Source organism: Acinetobacter sp. SAAs474 (genome assembly GCF_032823475.1).
Taxonomy (GTDB): domain Bacteria; phylum Pseudomonadota; class Gammaproteobacteria; order Pseudomonadales; family Moraxellaceae; genus Acinetobacter.
Map to the genome: position 1 here is coordinate 2,218,298 of NZ_CP127915.1, position 19,105 is coordinate 2,237,402.

General features: G+C 37.7%; 21 protein-coding genes. 19 read left to right on the top strand and 2 right to left on the bottom strand.

Annotated features, from left to right (window positions below; genetic code table 11):
• Positions 1-242 precede the first annotated feature (242 nt).
• Positions 243-1,538: a peptidylprolyl isomerase gene (locus QSG86_RS11220; RefSeq protein WP_317031573.1), complete on the bottom strand. Its 1,296-nt coding sequence runs from the start codon at positions 1,536-1,538 to the stop codon at positions 243-245.
• On the bottom strand, positions 1,538-4,000 hold the full coding sequence (locus QSG86_RS11225; protein WP_317031574.1) for an LPS-assembly protein LptD: 2,463 nt from the start codon (positions 3,998-4,000) through the stop codon (positions 1,538-1,540). The genes QSG86_RS11220 and QSG86_RS11225 overlap by 1 nt, the downstream gene beginning before the upstream one ends.
• 120 nt (positions 4,001-4,120) lie before the next feature.
• On the opposite strand from QSG86_RS11225, the gene QSG86_RS11230 reads away from it, so the two are divergent.
• The 19 genes from QSG86_RS11230 to QSG86_RS11320 all read left to right on the top strand — a co-directional run bounded on the left by QSG86_RS11230 (position 4,121) and on the right by QSG86_RS11320 (position 19,081).
• On the top strand, positions 4,121-5,137 hold the full coding sequence (locus tag QSG86_RS11230) for an aminoglycoside phosphotransferase family protein (protein ID WP_317031575.1): 1,017 nt from the start codon (positions 4,121-4,123) through the stop codon (positions 5,135-5,137).
• A complete protein-coding gene (murU, locus tag QSG86_RS11235) occupies positions 5,134-5,823 on the top strand; it encodes an N-acetylmuramate alpha-1-phosphate uridylyltransferase MurU (protein WP_317031576.1) in 690 nt (229 codons plus the stop codon). The genes QSG86_RS11230 and murU overlap by 4 nt, the downstream gene beginning before the upstream one ends.
• Positions 5,824-5,909: 86 nt before the next feature.
• Entirely contained in the window at positions 5,910-6,542 is a 633-nt protein-coding gene (gene rsmG / locus QSG86_RS11240; protein WP_317031577.1) for a 16S rRNA (guanine(527)-N(7))-methyltransferase RsmG, read from the top strand.
• Positions 6,543-6,564: 22 nt separating this feature from the next.
• Positions 6,565-7,347, top strand: a complete 783-nt coding sequence (locus tag QSG86_RS11245; protein WP_317031578.1) for a ParA family protein — start codon at positions 6,565-6,567, stop codon at positions 7,345-7,347.
• Positions 7,344-8,231: a ParB/RepB/Spo0J family partition protein gene (locus QSG86_RS11250; protein WP_317031579.1), complete on the top strand. Its 888-nt coding sequence runs from the start codon at positions 7,344-7,346 to the stop codon at positions 8,229-8,231. The genes QSG86_RS11245 and QSG86_RS11250 overlap by 4 nt, the downstream gene beginning before the upstream one ends.
• 91 nt (positions 8,232-8,322) lie before the next feature.
• On the top strand, positions 8,323-8,958 hold the full coding sequence (locus tag QSG86_RS11255; protein ID WP_317031580.1) for a MotA/TolQ/ExbB proton channel family protein: 636 nt from the start codon (positions 8,323-8,325) through the stop codon (positions 8,956-8,958).
• Positions 8,959-8,961: 3 nt separating this feature from the next.
• Positions 8,962-9,384 (top strand): ExbD/TolR family protein, encoded by a 423-nt coding sequence (locus QSG86_RS11260; RefSeq protein WP_317031581.1) that lies wholly within the window; start codon positions 8,962-8,964, stop codon positions 9,382-9,384.
• Complete coding sequence (gene msbA, locus QSG86_RS11265) at positions 9,384-11,111, top strand: lipid A export permease/ATP-binding protein MsbA (protein WP_317031582.1); 1,728 nt, start codon at positions 9,384-9,386, stop codon at positions 11,109-11,111. The genes QSG86_RS11260 and msbA overlap by 1 nt, the downstream gene beginning before the upstream one ends.
• A gap of 2 nt (positions 11,112-11,113) precedes the next feature.
• Positions 11,114-12,130 carry a tetraacyldisaccharide 4'-kinase gene (gene lpxK / locus QSG86_RS11270; protein WP_317032562.1) on the top strand — a complete coding sequence of 339 codons (1,017 nt, stop codon included), beginning with the start codon at positions 11,114-11,116 and terminating at the stop codon, positions 12,128-12,130.
• The gene (kdsB, locus tag QSG86_RS11275) at positions 12,127-12,888 is read left to right on the top strand and encodes a 3-deoxy-manno-octulosonate cytidylyltransferase (protein ID WP_317031583.1); all 762 of its coding nucleotides are present in this window, start codon (positions 12,127-12,129) and stop codon (positions 12,886-12,888) included. Before lpxK ends, kdsB begins: the two co-directional genes overlap by 4 nt.
• An 8-nt stretch (positions 12,889-12,896) precedes the next feature.
• Positions 12,897-13,907 (top strand): DNA polymerase III subunit delta', encoded by a 1,011-nt coding sequence (locus QSG86_RS11280; protein ID WP_317031584.1) that lies wholly within the window; start codon positions 12,897-12,899, stop codon positions 13,905-13,907.
• Positions 13,891-14,229: a PilZ domain-containing protein gene (locus QSG86_RS11285; RefSeq protein WP_317031585.1), complete on the top strand. Its 339-nt coding sequence runs from the start codon at positions 13,891-13,893 to the stop codon at positions 14,227-14,229. The genes QSG86_RS11280 and QSG86_RS11285 overlap by 17 nt, the downstream gene beginning before the upstream one ends.
• 27 nt (positions 14,230-14,256) lie before the next feature.
• Positions 14,257-15,030 carry a TatD family hydrolase gene (locus tag QSG86_RS11290; protein ID WP_317031586.1) on the top strand — a complete coding sequence of 258 codons (774 nt, stop codon included), beginning with the start codon at positions 14,257-14,259 and terminating at the stop codon, positions 15,028-15,030.
• Between the two features lie 46 nt (positions 15,031-15,076).
• Entirely contained in the window at positions 15,077-15,691 is a 615-nt protein-coding gene (locus QSG86_RS11295; RefSeq protein ID WP_317031587.1) for a TetR/AcrR family transcriptional regulator, read from the top strand.
• A 10-nt stretch (positions 15,692-15,701) separates the two neighbouring features.
• Positions 15,702-16,244 (top strand): prepilin-type N-terminal cleavage/methylation domain-containing protein, encoded by a 543-nt coding sequence (locus QSG86_RS11300; RefSeq protein ID WP_317031588.1) that lies wholly within the window; start codon positions 15,702-15,704, stop codon positions 16,242-16,244.
• A gap of 92 nt (positions 16,245-16,336) precedes the next feature.
• The gene (gene gspI / locus QSG86_RS11305; RefSeq protein ID WP_317031589.1) at positions 16,337-16,720 is read left to right on the top strand and encodes a type II secretion system minor pseudopilin GspI; all 384 of its coding nucleotides are present in this window, start codon (positions 16,337-16,339) and stop codon (positions 16,718-16,720) included.
• A complete protein-coding gene (locus QSG86_RS11310) occupies positions 16,713-17,324 on the top strand; it encodes a type II secretion system protein GspJ (RefSeq protein ID WP_317031590.1) in 612 nt (203 codons plus the stop codon). Before gspI ends, QSG86_RS11310 begins: the two co-directional genes overlap by 8 nt.
• 56 nt (positions 17,325-17,380) lie before the next feature.
• Entirely contained in the window at positions 17,381-18,352 is a 972-nt protein-coding gene (gene gspK, locus QSG86_RS11315) for a type II secretion system minor pseudopilin GspK (RefSeq protein WP_317031591.1), read from the top strand.
• 132 nt (positions 18,353-18,484) lie between these two features.
• Entirely contained in the window at positions 18,485-19,081 is a 597-nt protein-coding gene (locus QSG86_RS11320) for a 6-carboxytetrahydropterin synthase (RefSeq protein WP_317031592.1), read from the top strand.
• Positions 19,082-19,105: the final 24 nt, after the last annotated feature.

The window sequence follows — 19,105 nt, forward strand, 5'->3', positions numbered from 1 at the left end:
TATTGTGAGTGCGGATTTAAATGCATCACGTAATATCCGCACGAAGATATCCTATTTTATCTATGGAAGGCATGCGCTAAAGGTCACTCAAAAAAAGTAGAAAGCGAGTGAAATCTGCAAGGAGATTAGTAGGCGCTTTGCTTAGCCATCCACCACCTGAGCGTATCGGACAAGTGGTGTAGGATGTTAAGGTCACTTTAAATTCAAGATAACATCATCTGAGATGAATGCTAGGGGTGAATTTAGTTTTGTGGTGCTAAGTTAGGATCTTTAATATCGACATAGGCATTATTGCGTAGTTCACGTAACCAGCTATCTAGCTCAGAATCAAATTGACGTTCACCTAAAATCTGCCGAGCAACCTGACTGTGATATTCTTTGGTCATATCTTGTTGACGAGTATCGGTAACTTGTAGGATATGCCAACCAAATTGACTTTTAAATGGTTTGCTAATTTGTCCTACAGGTGTATTTTTCATGGTCTCTTCAAATACTGGAACCATTACCCCTGGATTTACCCAGCCTAAATTACCGCCATCGCGAGCTGAACCTGGATCATTGGAGAATGTTGCTGCAAGTGTGGCAAAATCTTCACCAGCTTGTAACCGGTTATAAATGCTTTCGATTTGCTGTTGCGCATTTTCTTCACTCACCACTTGGGATGGCTGGATCAGAATATGGCGTACTTTGTATTGTGGAATCAATGCTTTTTGATCAGCATCTTTGCGTTCGACCAGTTTAAGGATATGAAAATCATTATTTACAGGGATAATTTCGGTCGTTTGTCCTGGATTAAGCACACTTACACGTGCGGCTAATTCTGACGGAATATCGGAAAGACTGCGAAATCCCATATCGGCAGCTTCGACTTTACTTTCATGATTGGACAACTGTCGACTAATGGCATCAATATTATTATTGTTGCTGAGTTCTTTACGTGCTTGTTCAGCAAGTTGTTTGGCATTTGCTCCAGAAATTTTTAAATGTAAGACATGGACTTGTGTCCCTAGCGCTGCTTGTCCTTGTGGTGTATTTAAAAAATTATTTACATCTTGATCACTAATTTTGATTCGTGACATCACTGCTTGCTGACGTAAACGATTAATGGCTAAATCCTCAGCAACACGAGCACGAAGATTTTCATACATGCCCGGTTGTTGAGTATCAAGCTTTTGTTGAAATGCTTCTAATGAAGAGACACCCGCTTGTTTGGCAATCGTAGTCATTGCCTCATTTAAAGATTTTTCATCCGGACGAATATTAAATTTCTTAACTTGTTCTAATTGTGCTTCACGAAGAATCAGTTGTTCTAACGCTTGTTGTTCTAATATTTCTACTGGTGGTGTCGGACTATTTTGTTGTTGGTATTGTTGTTGTAGTTCTGCCAAACTTTGTGATAAATCACTTCTAAGAATGACATTATTGTCGACAATTGCCACAATTTCATCTTTGCTTTGGGCAAATACAGAAACTGAAGCAGCAATACTCATGACCAGTATTGATGTTTTAAATAGCTGTTGTAGTTGTTTCATCTTCATTAACGCTTTGTCCAAGATTGATTGACTGTATTAAGTCCTAAAATACGACTTTCTAATAACGATGCAAGCTTATTATTGAAGCTACCTAATCCTTTAAATGTAACTTCAGCCATAATGGCTTTGTTTGCTTTAACACCTGGCTCATTGACATTATCTAGATCGTTATAATAAGAGCGACCATAGACAGATATACCCCAGCAACATGATTGATAATTGATACCGAGTAGATAATCACGGCCTATACGATTTTCAATATCATATTGCGCATGTCCAATAATACGCCATTGATCTTTAATCGGTTGTACAAACGATGCTGTAACCTGATCATATTTGCGTTGTCTATTTGGGATATCTTTTTCATAATAGTAGCCAATGCTATACAGTGCACCATTATTTGCTGTGTATAAACCAGACAGGCTACGACTGGCATTTTCGCCACTCGACAACCAAGCACTATTGGCATTGAGTGTCACGTTTTTATTAATTTGACTAGAGAGACTCATCACAGGTCCGGTGCGTTTCTCAGTATCAAATTTATCATAGTCTTCATTGAGTGTTACGCGACGGTCCTCAAAGAAAAAGCTTTGACCAATACTTGCTCTTAATCGTTCTAAGCCAACAGGATCAAATAAACTATAGCTTAGGCCTAATGATGCAAAATTATTATCTTCAAGACGATCATGACCATAAAAACGTCGAGGATTAAAGAGTTGATCATAGTTTATAGTGGCTGCAACGGAGTCAAATACTGGGTTACCATTTTGATTACGATATGGGGCATACGCATAAAATAATCGTGGTGTGAGTACTTGAAGATATTTTCCTTCTTTTTCAAAGTTTAAGGCTGTATCTAAGGTAAATTCGGGTACGACCAATGAGATATTTTGTGAATTACGTGAGGTATCTGTAGTATTGGCATCGATACGTGACTTTGTTTCTAAATCATAAAATGTATTTATATTTCGTACGGCAACGCTTGGGCGAATATATGCCCATGGATTACTATAGTTATATCGAAGTGCAAAATCGTTGTAAATCCGTGTACCACTCGGTTCTGCATTGCTGGTAAAGTCGTTAATATCTTTTTTAAAGTAAGCAGAGTCATTGTTAAATTCGAATTGGAATCCTTCAGGATTCCCCGTACTATAGTTCACCAATAACTGTGGTAAGCGTGCATAAGGTCGGTCTTGATCTGGAACGCTTGGATCAAGTGTTTGGAAGTCTTCTACTTTTAAATTAGCACGTAATCCGGGAATTTGCTGACTTGAGTAGTTTAAGCCCCATACGCGACGTAAGTTAAGATCTGTTCGCGAGTTAGGATTATTATTTAAGTCTGAGAAATAGTCTTTATCCGATGCATAGTTATATTCAGCATAGGTTGAAAATGCTGGATTGATTTGCCAAAAATAATCAAAATCTAACTGTTTACGATCTTTATCATCATATTGTTTGTCCGAAGGTAAAAAGCCACCACCAATTCGGCCACCACCAAAATTTTCAGTTAAAAATCTAAATTCACCTTGTAACATTGCACCACGGCTATAAAGAAATCGTGGCGTGACGGTTGCATCATAATTGGGTGCTAAATTAAGATAAATAGGTGCACCGATTTCAAAGCCATTGGTATTGCTATAACCAAAATTTGGTGTTAATAACCCTGTTTTTCTACGATCATCAATTGGGAAATTAAAATAAGGTACAGCCAGAACGGGTACATTTTTGATATACAGCTTGGTATTTCGAGTTTCGCCACGACCACTGTCTTGATCGAGAACAATTTCTTTGGATTTTAATTGCCATGTCGGTGCTTGACTTGGCGGACAGGTCGAATAAGTTGCATTGTTTAATACTACAACATTGGCAGATGAACGGATAATTTTATCTGCCCGACCATGGGCATTTTGATCTTCAGAAATATAAAGACTATTTTCTAAATCACCAAATTGTGTTTTTAGATTGTAATTGATGTGATCACTTTGTGCTAAAAGACCATTCTGTGCCATCTGTACTTGACCTTCTGCATTGGCATAGGTTTGTGTTTTATCGATGGTCACTTTATTGGCTTTAACTTGACGACCCTGTTGCTCAATGACAACATTGCCCTCTAAAATGGAATCACCATTCGGATTATAGTGTCCGTAATCGGCTGTAATGACAGATGTTGCTGTATTACTTTCTTGAGGTTTGGCATCTGAACCAATCGGGGTAATCCAGATACCAGAACAAAATTCAGCATTGGGCGATTGCGTTTGACGTTGCTTTGCCTCTGGTGCTGATTTATCAACATAGTACTGTTCAAAAAAATGTTGCCCAGGATAGCTTTCTTTAATCGCTGTTCTTAATTGCTCATTGGTAGCTGTAGAAGCAGCCTCTAGAGACGCTGCATACGACGATATAGAACTACCACATAAAAGGGTTAAGATCGCAGTCGCCAAAGGATTGTATTTAAACTGGTGCTTCATTTGTCCATTAACCAAGAGTGCTTAATCGTAATTAATTATTCTCGCATCATAGAGAAAAAGTTGATAAGTGGCTACACTTAATACTTTAAAAAATTAGCCTGTAAGTAGAATTTACCGCAAATGACTACACAACGTGAACAATCGATCCATAATTGGATAACAACTGTACTGGATTCTCATCAGTTTGAAATTCATTTTTTAGCAGGCGATGCAAGCTTCCGTCGTTATGCACGAATTAAACTGGATAATAAAACATTTATGCTGATGGATGCACCACCTGATAAAGAAGATTGTGTGCCTTTTGTCACAATAGATGAATTTTTTGATCAAAATGGCGTACGTGTCCCACATATTATTGCAAAAGACTTCACTCAAGGATTTTTACTATTAGAAGATTTTGGTGATACGTTAATCTCTACTTTACTGAATGACATGACAGTAGACCGTTACTATCAGCAAAGCTTTAAGCAATTGATACAATTACAATCTATTGAAGATCAACTTCGTTTGCCTGATTATTGTTACGAAAAGTTAATTGCAGAAATGAACTTGTTTACGGATTGGATGTTACCTTCATTGGCGATTCAACTTACAGATGATCAAGCTGCATTATTGAAAAGAACATTTGCAATTCTGGCAAATGCAGCAGTGGCACAGCCCCAAGTAATTGTCCACCGTGATTTTCACAGTCGAAATTTAATGAAAATTGAAGATGAAGAAAACTTAGGGATTATTGATTTTCAGGATGCTGTCATCGGTGCAGATACCTATGATTTGATTTCAATTACTCGTGATGCCTACGTGCAATGGCCGTCTGAGCGTGTCGAACAGTGGTTTGCTTTGTTTTATGAAATGTTGCCCAATACAGCAAAAGAGCATCGTGATTTTAATCAGTTTAAAAAAGAGGCTGATTTTATGGCGGTACAACGTCATCTTAAAATTTTAGGTATTTTTGTACGTCTATTTGAGCGTGATGGTAAAGCAGGATATTTAAAAGATTTACCGCGTGTGATGTGGTATGTACTCGAAGAAAGTCAACCTTATGTTGAGTTAAAAGCATTTGTTGAGTTTATGCATGAGATTGTTCTGCCAAAATTTGCAGCCAAGTATGGTCAATATGAGGTGCTACAAGCATGAAAGCGATGATCCTTGCAGCTGGCTTAGGTAGTCGAATGCGTCCATTGACCTTACATACACCAAAACCTTTATTAAAAGTTGGTGGTATTCCTCTTATTGTTTGGCATATTCAGAAACTGGCTGCAATTGGTGTTACTGACATTGTAATTAATACCGCTTGGTTGGCAGAGCAACTGATTAAAACTTTAGGCAATGGCAGTCAATTTGGTGTCAATATTGCTTGGACGCGTGAAGAGGAGGGCCTAGAAACAGCAGGGGGAATTATTAATGCATTGCCGCTGCTGGGGGAAGAACCTTTTATGCTCGTAAATGGTGATGTTTGGACCACGATGAGTTTTGCGACCTTGTTAGATATTCAGTTGGCCGAACAAATGGCACATTTGGTTTTGGTTGATAATCCTGAGCAGCATCCTCAAGGTGATTTTGTTTTGGCTTGTGGTCAAGCCTATACCTTTGAACAAGGTATTCAAGGTGAACATTTAACATTTAGTGGGATTTCAATGATTAATCCAAAATTGTTTGATGGTTTAAGTCCTGGTAAGCGTCCTTTAGCACCGTTACTCAAACAGCATATGCTAAAAGGACAGATTACAGCATCCAAACTTCAAGGGCATTGGATTGATGTTGGCACACCAGAACGCTTAAATGCTTTGGATCTTGCTATTCGTCATGGTCACTATGCTTAAATGAATATTCGCTAAGCACTCTATAGTGTGATGGTCATCATAAATCGGTATACTTAAAACTTACTTCATCGAGACGTTAATTGTTTATGCACACGTTTTTTCAAGAACTCAAAACAGGCAGTCAGGCACTCGGTCTATCACTTTCAGATGAGACTTTAAATTTACTTCTTCAATATCAAGATGCATTGGTGTTATGGAATAAAGCATATAATTTGACCGCTATTCGGGATCCAAAAGAAATGTTGGTTAAACATTTGCTGGATAGTTTAAGTATTTTAAATGATTTACCAGTAGGTCGCTTGCTTGATATCGGAACAGGTGGCGGTATGCCGGGTATGATTATTGCCATTTGCCAGCCAGATCGCCAATGTGTATTGCTAGATTCAAATGGTAAAAAAATTCGTTTTTTAAAACAATTTATTGCTGATTTAAAATTACAAAATGTCATGGCAGTACAGACACGTGTAGAAAATCGAGACAGTATTGACCAGCTTGGTCAGTTTGATGTGATTACTAGTCGAGCATTTGCATCATTAACTGATTTTGTAACAGCATCATTGCCGTTTATGCATCAAAATAGTGTAATTGCATCAATGAAAGGCTTGGTTCCTGAAGAGGAAATGCTGCTTTTAAAAGATCAGTTTAGTTGTGAAATTATTGCTTTAAATGTTCCTCGACTTGATGAGCAACGTCATTTGTTGTTATTAAAAAAATATTAATTTTTAGGGATTGGGGAAAGCTATGACACATATCATTGCCATCGCAAATCAGAAAGGCGGTGTTGGCAAAACCACTACGGCTGTAAACTTGGCAGCATCGTTAGCGGTATTAAAAAAGCGTGTTTTATTGATTGATATGGATTCTCAAGGTAACGCCACGATGGGGTCGGGAATCCAAAAAAATGATTTACATTATTCAGTGACCGATGTTCTTTTGGGTGAGGTTGCAATTGAAGTTGCGATTAACAAGACTGCGGTAGGCTATGATGTGTTGGGGGCGAATCGTGATTTATCTGGGGCGGAGTTAGCGATTGCTGAGCAAGAAGGTCGTGAGTTTATTCTTCGTCAAGCATTGCAACAGGTTGAAAAAAATTATGACTATATTTTGCTTGATTGCGCACCAAGTTTAAGTTTAATCACGGTCAATGCCCTGACCGCAGTACAAGGCGTTGTGATCCCAATGCAATGTGAATATTATGCGTTGGAAGGTTTAGCTGATTTAACTCAAACCATTGATCGTATTCAGCAAGCCTTAAATCCTAATCTGGAAATCGTGGGTGTTTTAAGAACCATGTATGATCCGCGTAATGCTTTGACACGTGATGTTTCAGCAGAATTAGAGCAGTTTTTTGGTAAAAAACTCTATGACACCGTCATTCCTCGTAATATTCGTTTAGCAGAAGCGCCTGCACATGGATTACCGATTATTTATTTTGAAAAAAGTTCAAAGGGCGCAGTTGCTTATTTAAATTTAGCAGCTGAAATATTAAAGAAAAGTAAAGTAAAAAAAGGAAAGTCGGCATGACCATAAAAAAACGTGGATTGGCTAAAGGTCGTGGTTTAGATGCTCTGCTGGGTTCTATCCAAAAAGAAAAATTACAACTTGAAGCACAAACTATGGATCATGGACAGCTTAAATACGTTGATGTTCAATTACTTAAACGCGGTGAATATCAGCCCCGTCGTTTTATTAATGAAAAAGACTTAGAGGAATTAGCTGCATCTGTTAAAAAACATGGTGTGATGCAGCCCATTGTGATTCGTGCTGTTGCGGACTCGCAATTTCCCTATGAGATTATTGCTGGTGAACGTCGTTGGCGTGCTGCACAATTGGCAGGTTTAACTGAAATTCCTGCGATTATCCGTGATTTGCCAGATCAAGTTGCTATTGCATTGGCATTGATTGAAAATATTCAACGCCAAGATTTAAATCCTATTGATCAAGCCATGGCTTTACAGCGTTTTCATGATGAGTTTGGTTTAAGCCATCAGGAGATTGCAGATACTGTGGGTAAAGCCAGAACCACAGTCAGTAATTTATTGCGTCTATTGGCTTTGACTGAGTCGGTCAAGGATTTGATGCAACAAGGCTTGTTGGATATGGGGCATGCACGTGCAATTTTAACCTTAAAAGAAAAAGATCAGCTTAAAATCGCACAAACTGTCGTGGAGAAAAGTCTTTCAGTACGTCAAACTGAGCAGCTGGTACGTGAATTTAACAGCGAAAAGGCACCACAGAAAAAAGCAGATCTGCCCACTGATATTCAAAGCCTATCACAACGTTTATCTGAACGTTTTAACGCCAATGTCAAAATTGATTATAATAAGCAAGGCAAAGGTAAATTGACCATTCATTATCATTCCTTAGACGAATTGGATGGGATTTTAAACATTTGTTTGGCTGATTAATATTTTTATATTTGATTAAGGTCTATTGATCGTATGCCAATAGTGTAATCAGGCAAAAAGATAATCAATAGATCCTAATTTGGGGAATCAAATGTGGACTTTAATGATGGCGGGTGGCTGGTTAATGCTGCCCTTAATTTTATGTTCAATCTTGACTATCACTATTCTAATTGAACGTTATGTGAAATTACGAAAATCAAAAATTTTACCAAAACAACTTCAATTACATATCGGACAGGATGTACATACTGCACTACAACAATTACAACAGTCAGCTGATTTACAAAAAACAGCATTAGGTCGAATTTTTACGGTCGGCTATCAAGCACGATTTCAATCGGAACATTATGCACGTGTACAAATGGAAGTCGTTGCATTTCATGAAATTGGTGCATTATCAAAATATATTCCCTTGTTGGGAACCATCAGCACCATAGCGCCTTTATTGGGTCTTGTTGGTACTGTATTTGGAATGATTGAATCCTTTCTTATCATGGATTTGACAGCCAGTACGCCAGGTCAAATGATTGCAGGCGTTTCACAAGCCCTCATGACGACAGCATTGGGCATGTTGATCGCCATTCCAGCATTATATGCATATCGTTATTTTCAAGGGCTTGTTAATGATTATATTGGTGAATTAGAGCAACAGGCGACATTGTTTCATACACTGCTTTTTTGTTCTTTTTTTGAACAAAAGACGCCAGATCCATCGGTAATGGAATAACTTATGAGATTTAAGCGTTCACAGGTTGAAGATATTCACATAAACTTAACCCCTATGATTGATTGCTTGTTGTTTATTTTAGTTGTTCTATTATTGTCAACAACATTTGATCAAATGAGTCGTATGCGTTTAACACTGCCGGATGCTCAGGGTCTCCCACCGAAAGCGGATCTGCATAAGATAGAAGTTGTTGTGAATGCGCTGGGACAATACGCTATCAATGGTCAGGTACTTTCTGGCAATGGCATTTCTGAATTAAATACAGCGATTAAACATATTGTGAATGATCGCCGTGATTTAGTGTTTGTAATTACAGCCGATGCAAAAGCGACACATCAAGATGTTATTCGCGTGATGGATGTTGCTGGTCAGCTCGGTTTTGTTAATATTAATATTAGTACCAAGCTCCCAACTCGAGGTTATTAGTGAAGAAAGATCTGCAGGTCTATCGTCGTTTGCTTAAGTATTTGCTCCCTTTTTGGGGATTGATGCTTATTGTATTTATTGGCTTTGCGGTAAGTGCTGCAACTGAGGTTGCCGTTGCTAAATTATTACAGAAAATTATTGATGCCATTCAACACCGAAACACCCATTTCACAACAATATTTCCTTTATTGGTTGTTGGATTGGTATTTTTCCGTGGTCTAGGATCATATATTGGTGGATACTATACAGCTGTTATTTCAAGATATTTAGTATTTAATGTTCGTCAAGAAGTTTTTGCAAAAATTTTAAAATTGCCTTCGCAGTATTTTTTAGATAATACCACAGGCCATATTACCTCAAAAATTCTTTATAATGTTTCTGAACTGACGAGTGCGACCACAGATTCCTTAAGAACTATAATTCAACAGGGATTGATTACCATTGGCTTGTTTGGCTTTTTGATTTATACCAACTGGCGTTTAACGCTATGTATTGTGGTCTTTGCACCATTGATTGGGATTTTGATTAGAAAAGCTGCAAAACGAATGCGTAAACTTTCTATTCAAGTGCAAGATACCATGGGCGATGTCAACCACGTCGTACAGGAAACTGTGAATGGTAATCTGGTGGTAAAAGGTTTTTCTGGGCATGATTATGAGCAAACACGCTTTAAAAAACATTCTTTAGACAACTTGAAACGTGGTTTGAAAATGGTAGCTGTTTCACAGCTTAATAGCCCTATTGTGCAATTGATTATGGCAATTGCGATGGCCATTATTATTTGGATTGCATTAAGACCTGAGATATTACAAGATATTAGTGCGGGTGCATTTGTGGCCTATATTACTGCTGCCGGAATGTTAAGTAAGCCTATTAAAGCGCTGACTGAAGTCAATGAAAAATTACAAAGAGGCCTTGCTGCCGCGCATTCAGTTTTTGAACTATTAGACTTAGATGAAGAAGTCAATACTGGTGTATTGACACCTGTATTACAGGGTGCAATTACTTTTGATCATGCTAAATTGGTTTATAGCGATGGTTATGTGGCTATTAAAGACTTTAACTTAGAGGTTAAAGCTGGACAAACAATTGCTTTGGTTGGTCGCTCTGGTGCAGGTAAAACATCATTGGTCAATCTGCTGGTTCGTTTTCAAGAACTTAATGCTGGTCGTATTCTACTGGATGATATTGAAATTCGAGATATTGAATTGGCATGTTTAAGATCACAAGTGGCTATGGTTAATCAACAGGTGATTTTATTTAATCGTTCAATTAAAGAAAATATTGCGTATGGGCAATTAGAAAATACACCTGATGATGCGATTATCGCTGCAGCTAAAGCAGCTTATGCACATGATTTTATTATGGCACTTCCTGAAGGATATGATACTAAACTTGGCGCACAAGGTTTAAATCTGTCAGGTGGTCAACGTCAACGTATTGCGATTGCACGTGCGATTTTGAAAAATGCGCCTATTTTAATTCTGGATGAAGCGACCAGTGCCTTAGATAATGAATCAGAATATTATATTCAACAGGCATTTGATGCAGCCATGAAAGATCGAACGACTATTGTGATTGCACACCGTTTATCTACGATTGAAAATGCAGACTGTATTGTCGTTATGGATAAAGGTGAAGTGATTGAACAGGGTACGCATCTTGAATTGCTCGCGAAGCATGGTGCTTACTATCAGCTTTATCAACGTAATTTTGAGGAAAACTAATGATGTCAGTAGCTCAATTTATTCAAAATGCTTGGAATAAACAAGCTAAATGGTTAATTGTGCTACGACCTTTATCTTTGCTTTATCAGTCGATTTCGCTACTGAATAAAAAACTATATCGTACTGGAATAAAGCCGACCTATACCTCACCTGTTCCAGTAATGGTCATTGGTAATATTACGGTAGGTGGCAGTGGTAAGACACCGTTATTAATTCAATTGGTGAATTACTTGGATAAGCATGGTGTTAAGGTTGCTGTCATTAGTCGCGGTTACGGCGGTAAAGGTCCATTTCCTGCTTATGTTGATTTTGATTCTACACCAGAGTCTGTTGGTGATGAGCCGTGCTTAATTGTTCAGTCAACAGGTGTGCCGATGGCAGTAGGTGCTAATCGCCAGAAAGCGATTGAGCTGTTATTGGCCAAACATCAATTAGATCTTATTATTAGTGATGATGGGCTACAACACTATGCTTTAAATCGTCAATTAGAATGGATTGTTCTTGATCAACATAGAGGTCTGGGTAATGCGCGCTTATTACCAGAAGGTTATTTACGAGAGTCACCAGAGCGATTAAAAACAGCCACCGTAATTGAACATAGTACATCGCCTGCTACTGATTTACATATGTATTTGGCTGTCACACAGCCTTATTTATTGAATGAAATTCAGGATTTTGATTTTAATCCGCAACAGAATTTTTATGCTTTGGTTGGCATTGGTTTTCCACAACGTTTTTATCGTACTTTAGAGTCGATTGGCGTAAAGCAATTTCAGTGTTATGAATTTCCAGATCATCATGATTATGAGCTGGAGGATCTTGACTTCGATGATGTGGGACCAATTATTACCACAGAAAAAGATGCCGTTAAACTGTTGCATTTGCTCAAAGAACATCCTGATTATAAACGTGAAATTTGGGTAGTTCCTGTGGAGGCCATATTGTCTAAACAATGCTATACCTTATTGGATCATCAGCTTGAACAACTCGGTGTTCGGGTGACGAAGGAAAATTTATGAAACATATTGTTATTCCAGCTCGGTTTTCGAGTTCACGATTGCCAGGTAAACCATTATTGGAAATCCATGGTCGACCGATGATTTTACGGGTGGTTGATCAAGCAAAAAAAGTGATGGGTTTTGATGATTTATGTGTAGCAACAGATGATGAGCGCATTGCGGTATTGTGTCGTCAGGAAGGAATTGATGTTGTATTAACCTCGAACAACCATCCTTCTGGTACTGATCGTTTAAGTGAAGTCGCGCATATTAAGGGATGGGATGCTGATGATATTATTGTGAATGTCCAAGGTGATGAGCCTTTATTGCCAGCCGTATTGGTTCAGCAAGTTGCTCAATTATTGCAGCAACAGCCAGAATGCTCAATGGCAACATTGTGTGAGGAGATCCATGATATCGCTGAATTTCAGCGTGATAGTATTGTTAAGGTGGTGATGTCTCAACATCATCAAGCGTTATATTTTAGTCGGGCGACTATTCCTTATGATCGTGATGGCCTACATATAGGCGCGAATACCCTACAGCATGCTTATCGGCATTTGGGTGTATATGCTTATCGTGTCAAGTTGTTACAAGATTATGTCACATGGCCAAGAGGTATACTGGAAAGTCTAGAAAACTTAGAACAATTGCGTGTTTTGGAGAATGGGCATCGTATTGCAATTGCGATTGCGGAGGTAAATTTACCACCTGGTGTCGATACACAACAAGATTTAGATCGTTTGAATACGATGGATATTTCACTTTTTAATGATTAGGGTTGTTCATGCAAGAACCTGCTGTACAAATTTATCCATGGCAACAACATGTCTGGGATACGTTGACGACCAGATTTCCTCAAATCGGCCATGGTTTATTATTTTATGGTCAATCCGGCTGTGGAAAACAGCAGTTTACTCAGCAGTTTTTAGCATGGGTATTATGTCAGGATCGTGATTCACAGCGCTTGGCTTGTGGTGTATGTGGTAGTTGTCAGTGGTTAAAAGCGAATACTCATCCAAATTATGTACATATCACAACAGATGAAGATAATAAAAAACAAAATGCCAAAATTAAAATTGAAAAAATTCGAGACTTATTGCCTTTTGTTCAGCAGACTGTAGATGGTTGGCGGGTTATTGTGATTGAGCCTGCAGAAGCACTTAATATGGCCTCAGCCAATGCATTACTAAAAACACTGGAGGAACCTGGTGATCGTGTCATGATTATTTTATTGGCTGATCATTATTTAAAACTTCCAGCAACGATTCGTAGTCGATTACAGCATTTTGCACTGGATCGAATCAGTGCTGAACAAGCAGATCATTATTTAAATCAACACTTAATTGATCATGATCTACGCCAACGACAATTGTTAATGAATTTGTCGAATCAAATGCCATTACAAGCCGTGATTTTAATGGAAAAATTATGGTTAGAAAAAAGAGCTGAATTTTTACAGGATTGGTATGCGTTAGTGACACAAAAAAGTATGCCACTGACTATGGCCACCAAGTGGCATAAAGTATTAGTATTTAATGAATTTATGCAAATGTTTGAATATCTACTGGCAGATGTCATTGCATTTAAAATGCAACAGACAATTAAGAATATCGATTTGGATTTTACCATGATATCTGAACAGTATACATTGGAAGTCTTATTTACTTTATATTCGAATTTACAACAATCAAAACAAATGTTGCAGCAAAATGTACAAAGTAATTTGATCTTAGATCAGCTTTGTATTCAATTAATGAATATTAATAATGAGGGGAGAAATGCTGATAAATACTGAAGTTATTCATGTTGATATTCCGAATAAAGAAAAACTCTACCAAAGTTATATGCCATTTGTACAAGGTGGTGGCCTATTTATTTCTTCTCAACTTTCGATAGCTATGGGAGCAGATATTTCACTCTCGATTCATTTGCCTGAACAGTCTCAGCCAATTTTACTGAATGCTAAAGTGATTTGGCTAACTCAAAAACAAAATGGATTAAAACCACAAGGATTTGCAGTTCAACTGATCGGTGAAATGGGACTTTATTGCCATACTGAAGTAGAAAAATTACTAAAGGACTTTAAAGCATATACCCAGACTAGTTACACTATGTAATCACCATGACAAGATTAGGAAAGTTTAGTGTTTGTAGATACGCATTGTCATTTAACCATGTTAGATTTGACGCCTTATCATGGCAGTTTAGATTTGGCACTTGCTCAGGCGCGAGAGGCGGGTGTTTCGAAATTTATGGGTATTTCGGTCGGACTAGATGATCATATTGAGTTATCTCAAATTGCTGCACGCCATGATGATGTCGGTTATACGGTTGGTGTGCACCCATGTGAAGATCCAGCAGTCATGGCGAGTGCGACCATTGAGCGTTTGGTTGAGTTGGCTGGAGAGGATAAGGTTTGGGCACTAGGTGAAACCGGTTTAGATTATTTTCATAGTACGGCGTTTATTGCGGAGCAAAAAGCGTGTTTTACTCGCCATATTCATGCATCACAAATACTGAAAAAACCTGTTGTTGTGCATACACGCGCTGCAAAATACGATACGATTGATATTATTCGCGCAGAAAAATCGACACATGGAATTTTGCATTGTTTTACTGAAGATTGGCAAACAGCAAAAGCGGTATTAGATTGCGGTTACTATGTTTCATTTTCTGGTATAGTTTCATTTAAAAATGCACAGGATTTAAGAGAAGTTGCTAAACAAGTGCCATTAGATCGCGTATTGATTGAAACAGATAGTCCATATTTAGCACCTGTTCCTTATCGAGGTAAATCGAATGAACCTAAATATGTGCCGTATGTGGCAAAAGCGTTAAGTGATGTATATGATAAATCGCTTGAAGAAATAGCTTTCATTACGATGCAAAACTTTGAAAATCTACTTCTGCAAAAATGAAAATTAGATTATTACGATATGAAATAAGAGAGTTTATAGGGTGAAGATGGATCGTCAGGCTCAATTTAGAGCAAGAGAAACCTTAATTTTTCAAGTGGCTGAACAATTACTGCTTGAAAATGGTGAGTCAGGTATGACTCTCGATACTTTAGCTGCTGAATTAGACTTGGCGAAAGGAACACTGTATAAACACTTTCAGAGTAAAGATGAGCTGTATATTCTGCTGATTATACGTAATGAAAAAATGTTACTTGAAATGATTCAGGATAAAGATAAGGGTTTTCCTGAACATTTGGCTTTTTTTATGTTACATCATTTACATCATCCAGAACGTACGGTACTTTTTCATCAAATTGAAGAGCGTTTATCGATTACAGGTGTGGGATTAAATCATTTATTTTATGAGTTGTATCAAATTCGTAAACAAAGACTGCGTATAATCGTACATATGACGGAACTGTATTTGGCTGAGATACAGAGCTTAATGAGTGTTAGAGATTATTTGGCCTCTATTTGGTCGTTAACTTACGGCGCTGCAGCAATATTAAACTCGAGTTTTTATCAGCGTTATTTAGGTTCGCGTGATACTTTAAGAATCGCGTATATTGATCAAATTCTTGCCTTACCTTTGCAGTTTAAAGCTTTTGACCCTGTAATCTAGAGATATTTATATGATGCCATCATCAATACGCGGATTTACCTTGGTTGAATTGATGGTGGTTATTGTTATTGTTGCGATGTTAGCATCATTGATCTTGTTGAGTAACACACGTGTCGATGAACGAAAAGCGATGCAAGCACGTGAAGTACTGTTACTTGATATACAGCGCCTTACACAAGAATCTCAAGATCAATCTAAAGTTTTGGCACTGGCCATTCAACAAAGCCAAAATCATGATCAGTATCATATTGTTGAATATCAGCCATTGGCTAAGCAGCAACAAGCTGTATTACTGAATTCAGCATCCGATTGGGTACCGTATTCATCATTTAAAACGCGTGAATTGCCGGATGGTGTTTCATTACGTGTTTATCCTCAAGAGGAGGAGATGCAGTCTCGTAATCGGATGACATCAGTTGACTCAACTGTGCCCGCATTAGTCTGGTGGGGTAACGGTGAGATTAAACCCGTGACGATTCAATTCTTTTATCAACAAAAACCGATTGGCGCTGAAATCAAGATTGATTATCTCGGTCATATGAATGAAAGCTAAACAGTTTATCTTGTTTTAATCAAGCTGGCTTGATATCGAGTGATATTAGCTGATAGAGATTAAAATTTGCGTGAATTGTTTGGGTATCATCAATGACAGAAAAAGGGTTTACATTACTAGAGGTGATGGTTGCCTTAGCAATTTTTGCTATAGCAGCTTTAGTATTAACTCAAGTTTCAATGCAGTATAGTCAAACCATTTATAATGCCGAACTTAAAACCAAGGCACAGTTTGTGGCAATGAATGAACAAGCTGTGATGAAGATTAAGCGGGAATGGTTGACTGGAACACAATCAACTCAGACGACTCAACAAGGCGTGCTTTGGCAGATTGATAAAAAAAGTCAGTCGACCATCAGTCCTCATATACAACGGATTGATCTACAGGTCAGTGTATTAGATTCGCAGACAAAACAAGTACTAAGTGTGATCACCAATTTAGTGTTTTTTAACCATAAGGTTGAAAGCAATGAATAAGACTGCTGCTGGTTTTACGTTGGTTGAGCTTTTGGTTGCAATCGCTATTTTTGCCATTTTAGCTGCAATGGGGTGGCAGGTTTTCGAGCATATTTCTTATGTAAAAGCACGTAATACATTACGTGAAAAAAACTTGATACAATTGCAGCAAACCTATCAAATCTTTCTCAAAGATAGTATACAGATCGCTCCTATAGTGGCGAATCAGTCATCTGAATTACAACCAGCATTATTATTACAAGATCAAAAAATTGCCTTAACCAAGGCAGGAGTAACAGATCCTTTGGCACAAGCAAAACCTGTTTTTGAGCGTATTGAATATCGCTATCAACCCGAGCATAAACATGTTGTGCGATCGCGTTATGCCTATTTAAATATCATGGGAGAACAAGCCATACAAAGTAGTATTGTTCTAAAGAATATTGATGCATTTAAAGTCACTGTACTTAATCCGAATGAAATGGATACTTGGCCAGATGGAGCAGTCACGTCACTTAATCAAACACGTTTACCATCAGGAATCAAGGTTGTTTTTACGCAAAATGGTATTGGTTATGAATGGGTGTTTGCAGTGATGAATGCGTCATCTGGGCGCAATAATTAGTCTGTAATATAGTGGCTTAAGATCATATGGATTGATTAATTTTTTGAGCAATAATAATGGCTAGCAAGTGTCAAGGCATTGCATTATTGACCGTTTTGCTTATGGTGGCATTGGCCAGTATTGCTGCTGCTACTTTGCTCAAGCGTCAAGTTAATAGTATGCAAGCGGTAAATTACTTACAACAACAAAATCAAGCATTATTGTATGCAATGAGTGCAGAAAATTTTTTACAGGCATTGCTACTCAATGATATGGAAAATAGTGCAGATGTTGATCATCAACATGAAATATGGGCCAAGCCGATGCCTGTATTTCCGATTGAGAATGGTTATATTCAAGGTGTTTTAGAAGATCAGTCCGGTCGTTTTAATTTAAATTGTTTATTAGATGCTCAGGGGCAGGTCAATCAAGCCGCTAAAATCTGGTTTGAACAGTTATTGACTCGCGTTGGTCTTCCAGCAGAATTATCTCAGGCAGTCATTGATTGGCAGGATTCAGATGATCAAGTCATGGGGGCTATGGGTGCAGAATCGGCATATTATCAGGGTCTACCTCAGCATTATTTACCTGCAAATCATTATTTTTATAGTATAGAGGAGTTAAAGCAAGTTCGTGGTTTTGAAGGTGATAAATTTAATTTAATTGCACCTTATGTGGCAGCCAATCCAAATATTGCAAGTCGAGTAAATATTAATATGGCTACTGCAGTTGTACTGGCAAGTTTGAGTGATTCATTGGATCTGGTGATGATTCAAAATGAACTTGATCAACGTAAGCAGAATTTACAGTATTTTAAAAATGTTAATGAACTTTGGGCGTTAAAGAGTTTTTCTGCGATGGATAATCGACTTAAACAGCAATTTATTGGCCTATTAACAGTGCAGTCAGATTACTTTCAAGCCCGTATAGAAGTTACTTTAGCCAATACAACGCGACAATGGACAAGTTATTTGGTTAAAAAAAATCATCATATTGATGTTGCTTATCGAAGTTTAACGCCATTTAATACAATTAGCTCTAACAAATAAGCGAATAAAAAGATATACTTAGCCTTGATGTGTTTATCCTATTAATGTGAGCAATAAAATTAATGTGCGCATTTTGGGTTTTGCTTTATAATTGAGCTTAATATTAAAAATAATGGATTTCATTACGGCCATATGATCATTCGTAAGTTATTTAAATTTGAAAATGCGCATATTGTACGCAATTGTAGCTCTGATCGTTGCAAACGATCTATACATGGTCATAGCTATAAAGTTGAGTTGCTGCTGAAAGCATCTAAGTTGGACCATGGTCAAATGGTGTATGACTTCGGTTTGCTCAAAGGTGTTGTTAAAGATTTATTTGACGCTTTTGATCATGCAATTTGTTTCTGGCAACATGATGATGTGGATTATATACGCGCATGTAAAAAATTTAGTGCACGCTGGATTTCTTTACCTGTTTCACCTTCAGCAGAGCAGTTTTCACGTATTTTCTTTTATCTTGCTCAGCAAGTATTAAAATCGACTGAAACTCAAAATGGTGAAGGGGATGTGGAAGTTTATTCGGTGATCGTGCATGAAACAGATACTGGTTATGCCCAAAGCTTTCTAGATGATATTGAGAATGATCAAATGGGAGCTTTGTCTCTGAATGACATTATTTTTTCAGAACAAGTCCAAGCAGAATGGGCTGATCATGAAATGTATGAAAAGTTAAAAAATGGCTTTAAATTTCAAAATCCAACTGTAGATTTACAAGTTAAAATTTAACTACATGATATGAGTTGTAAAGGA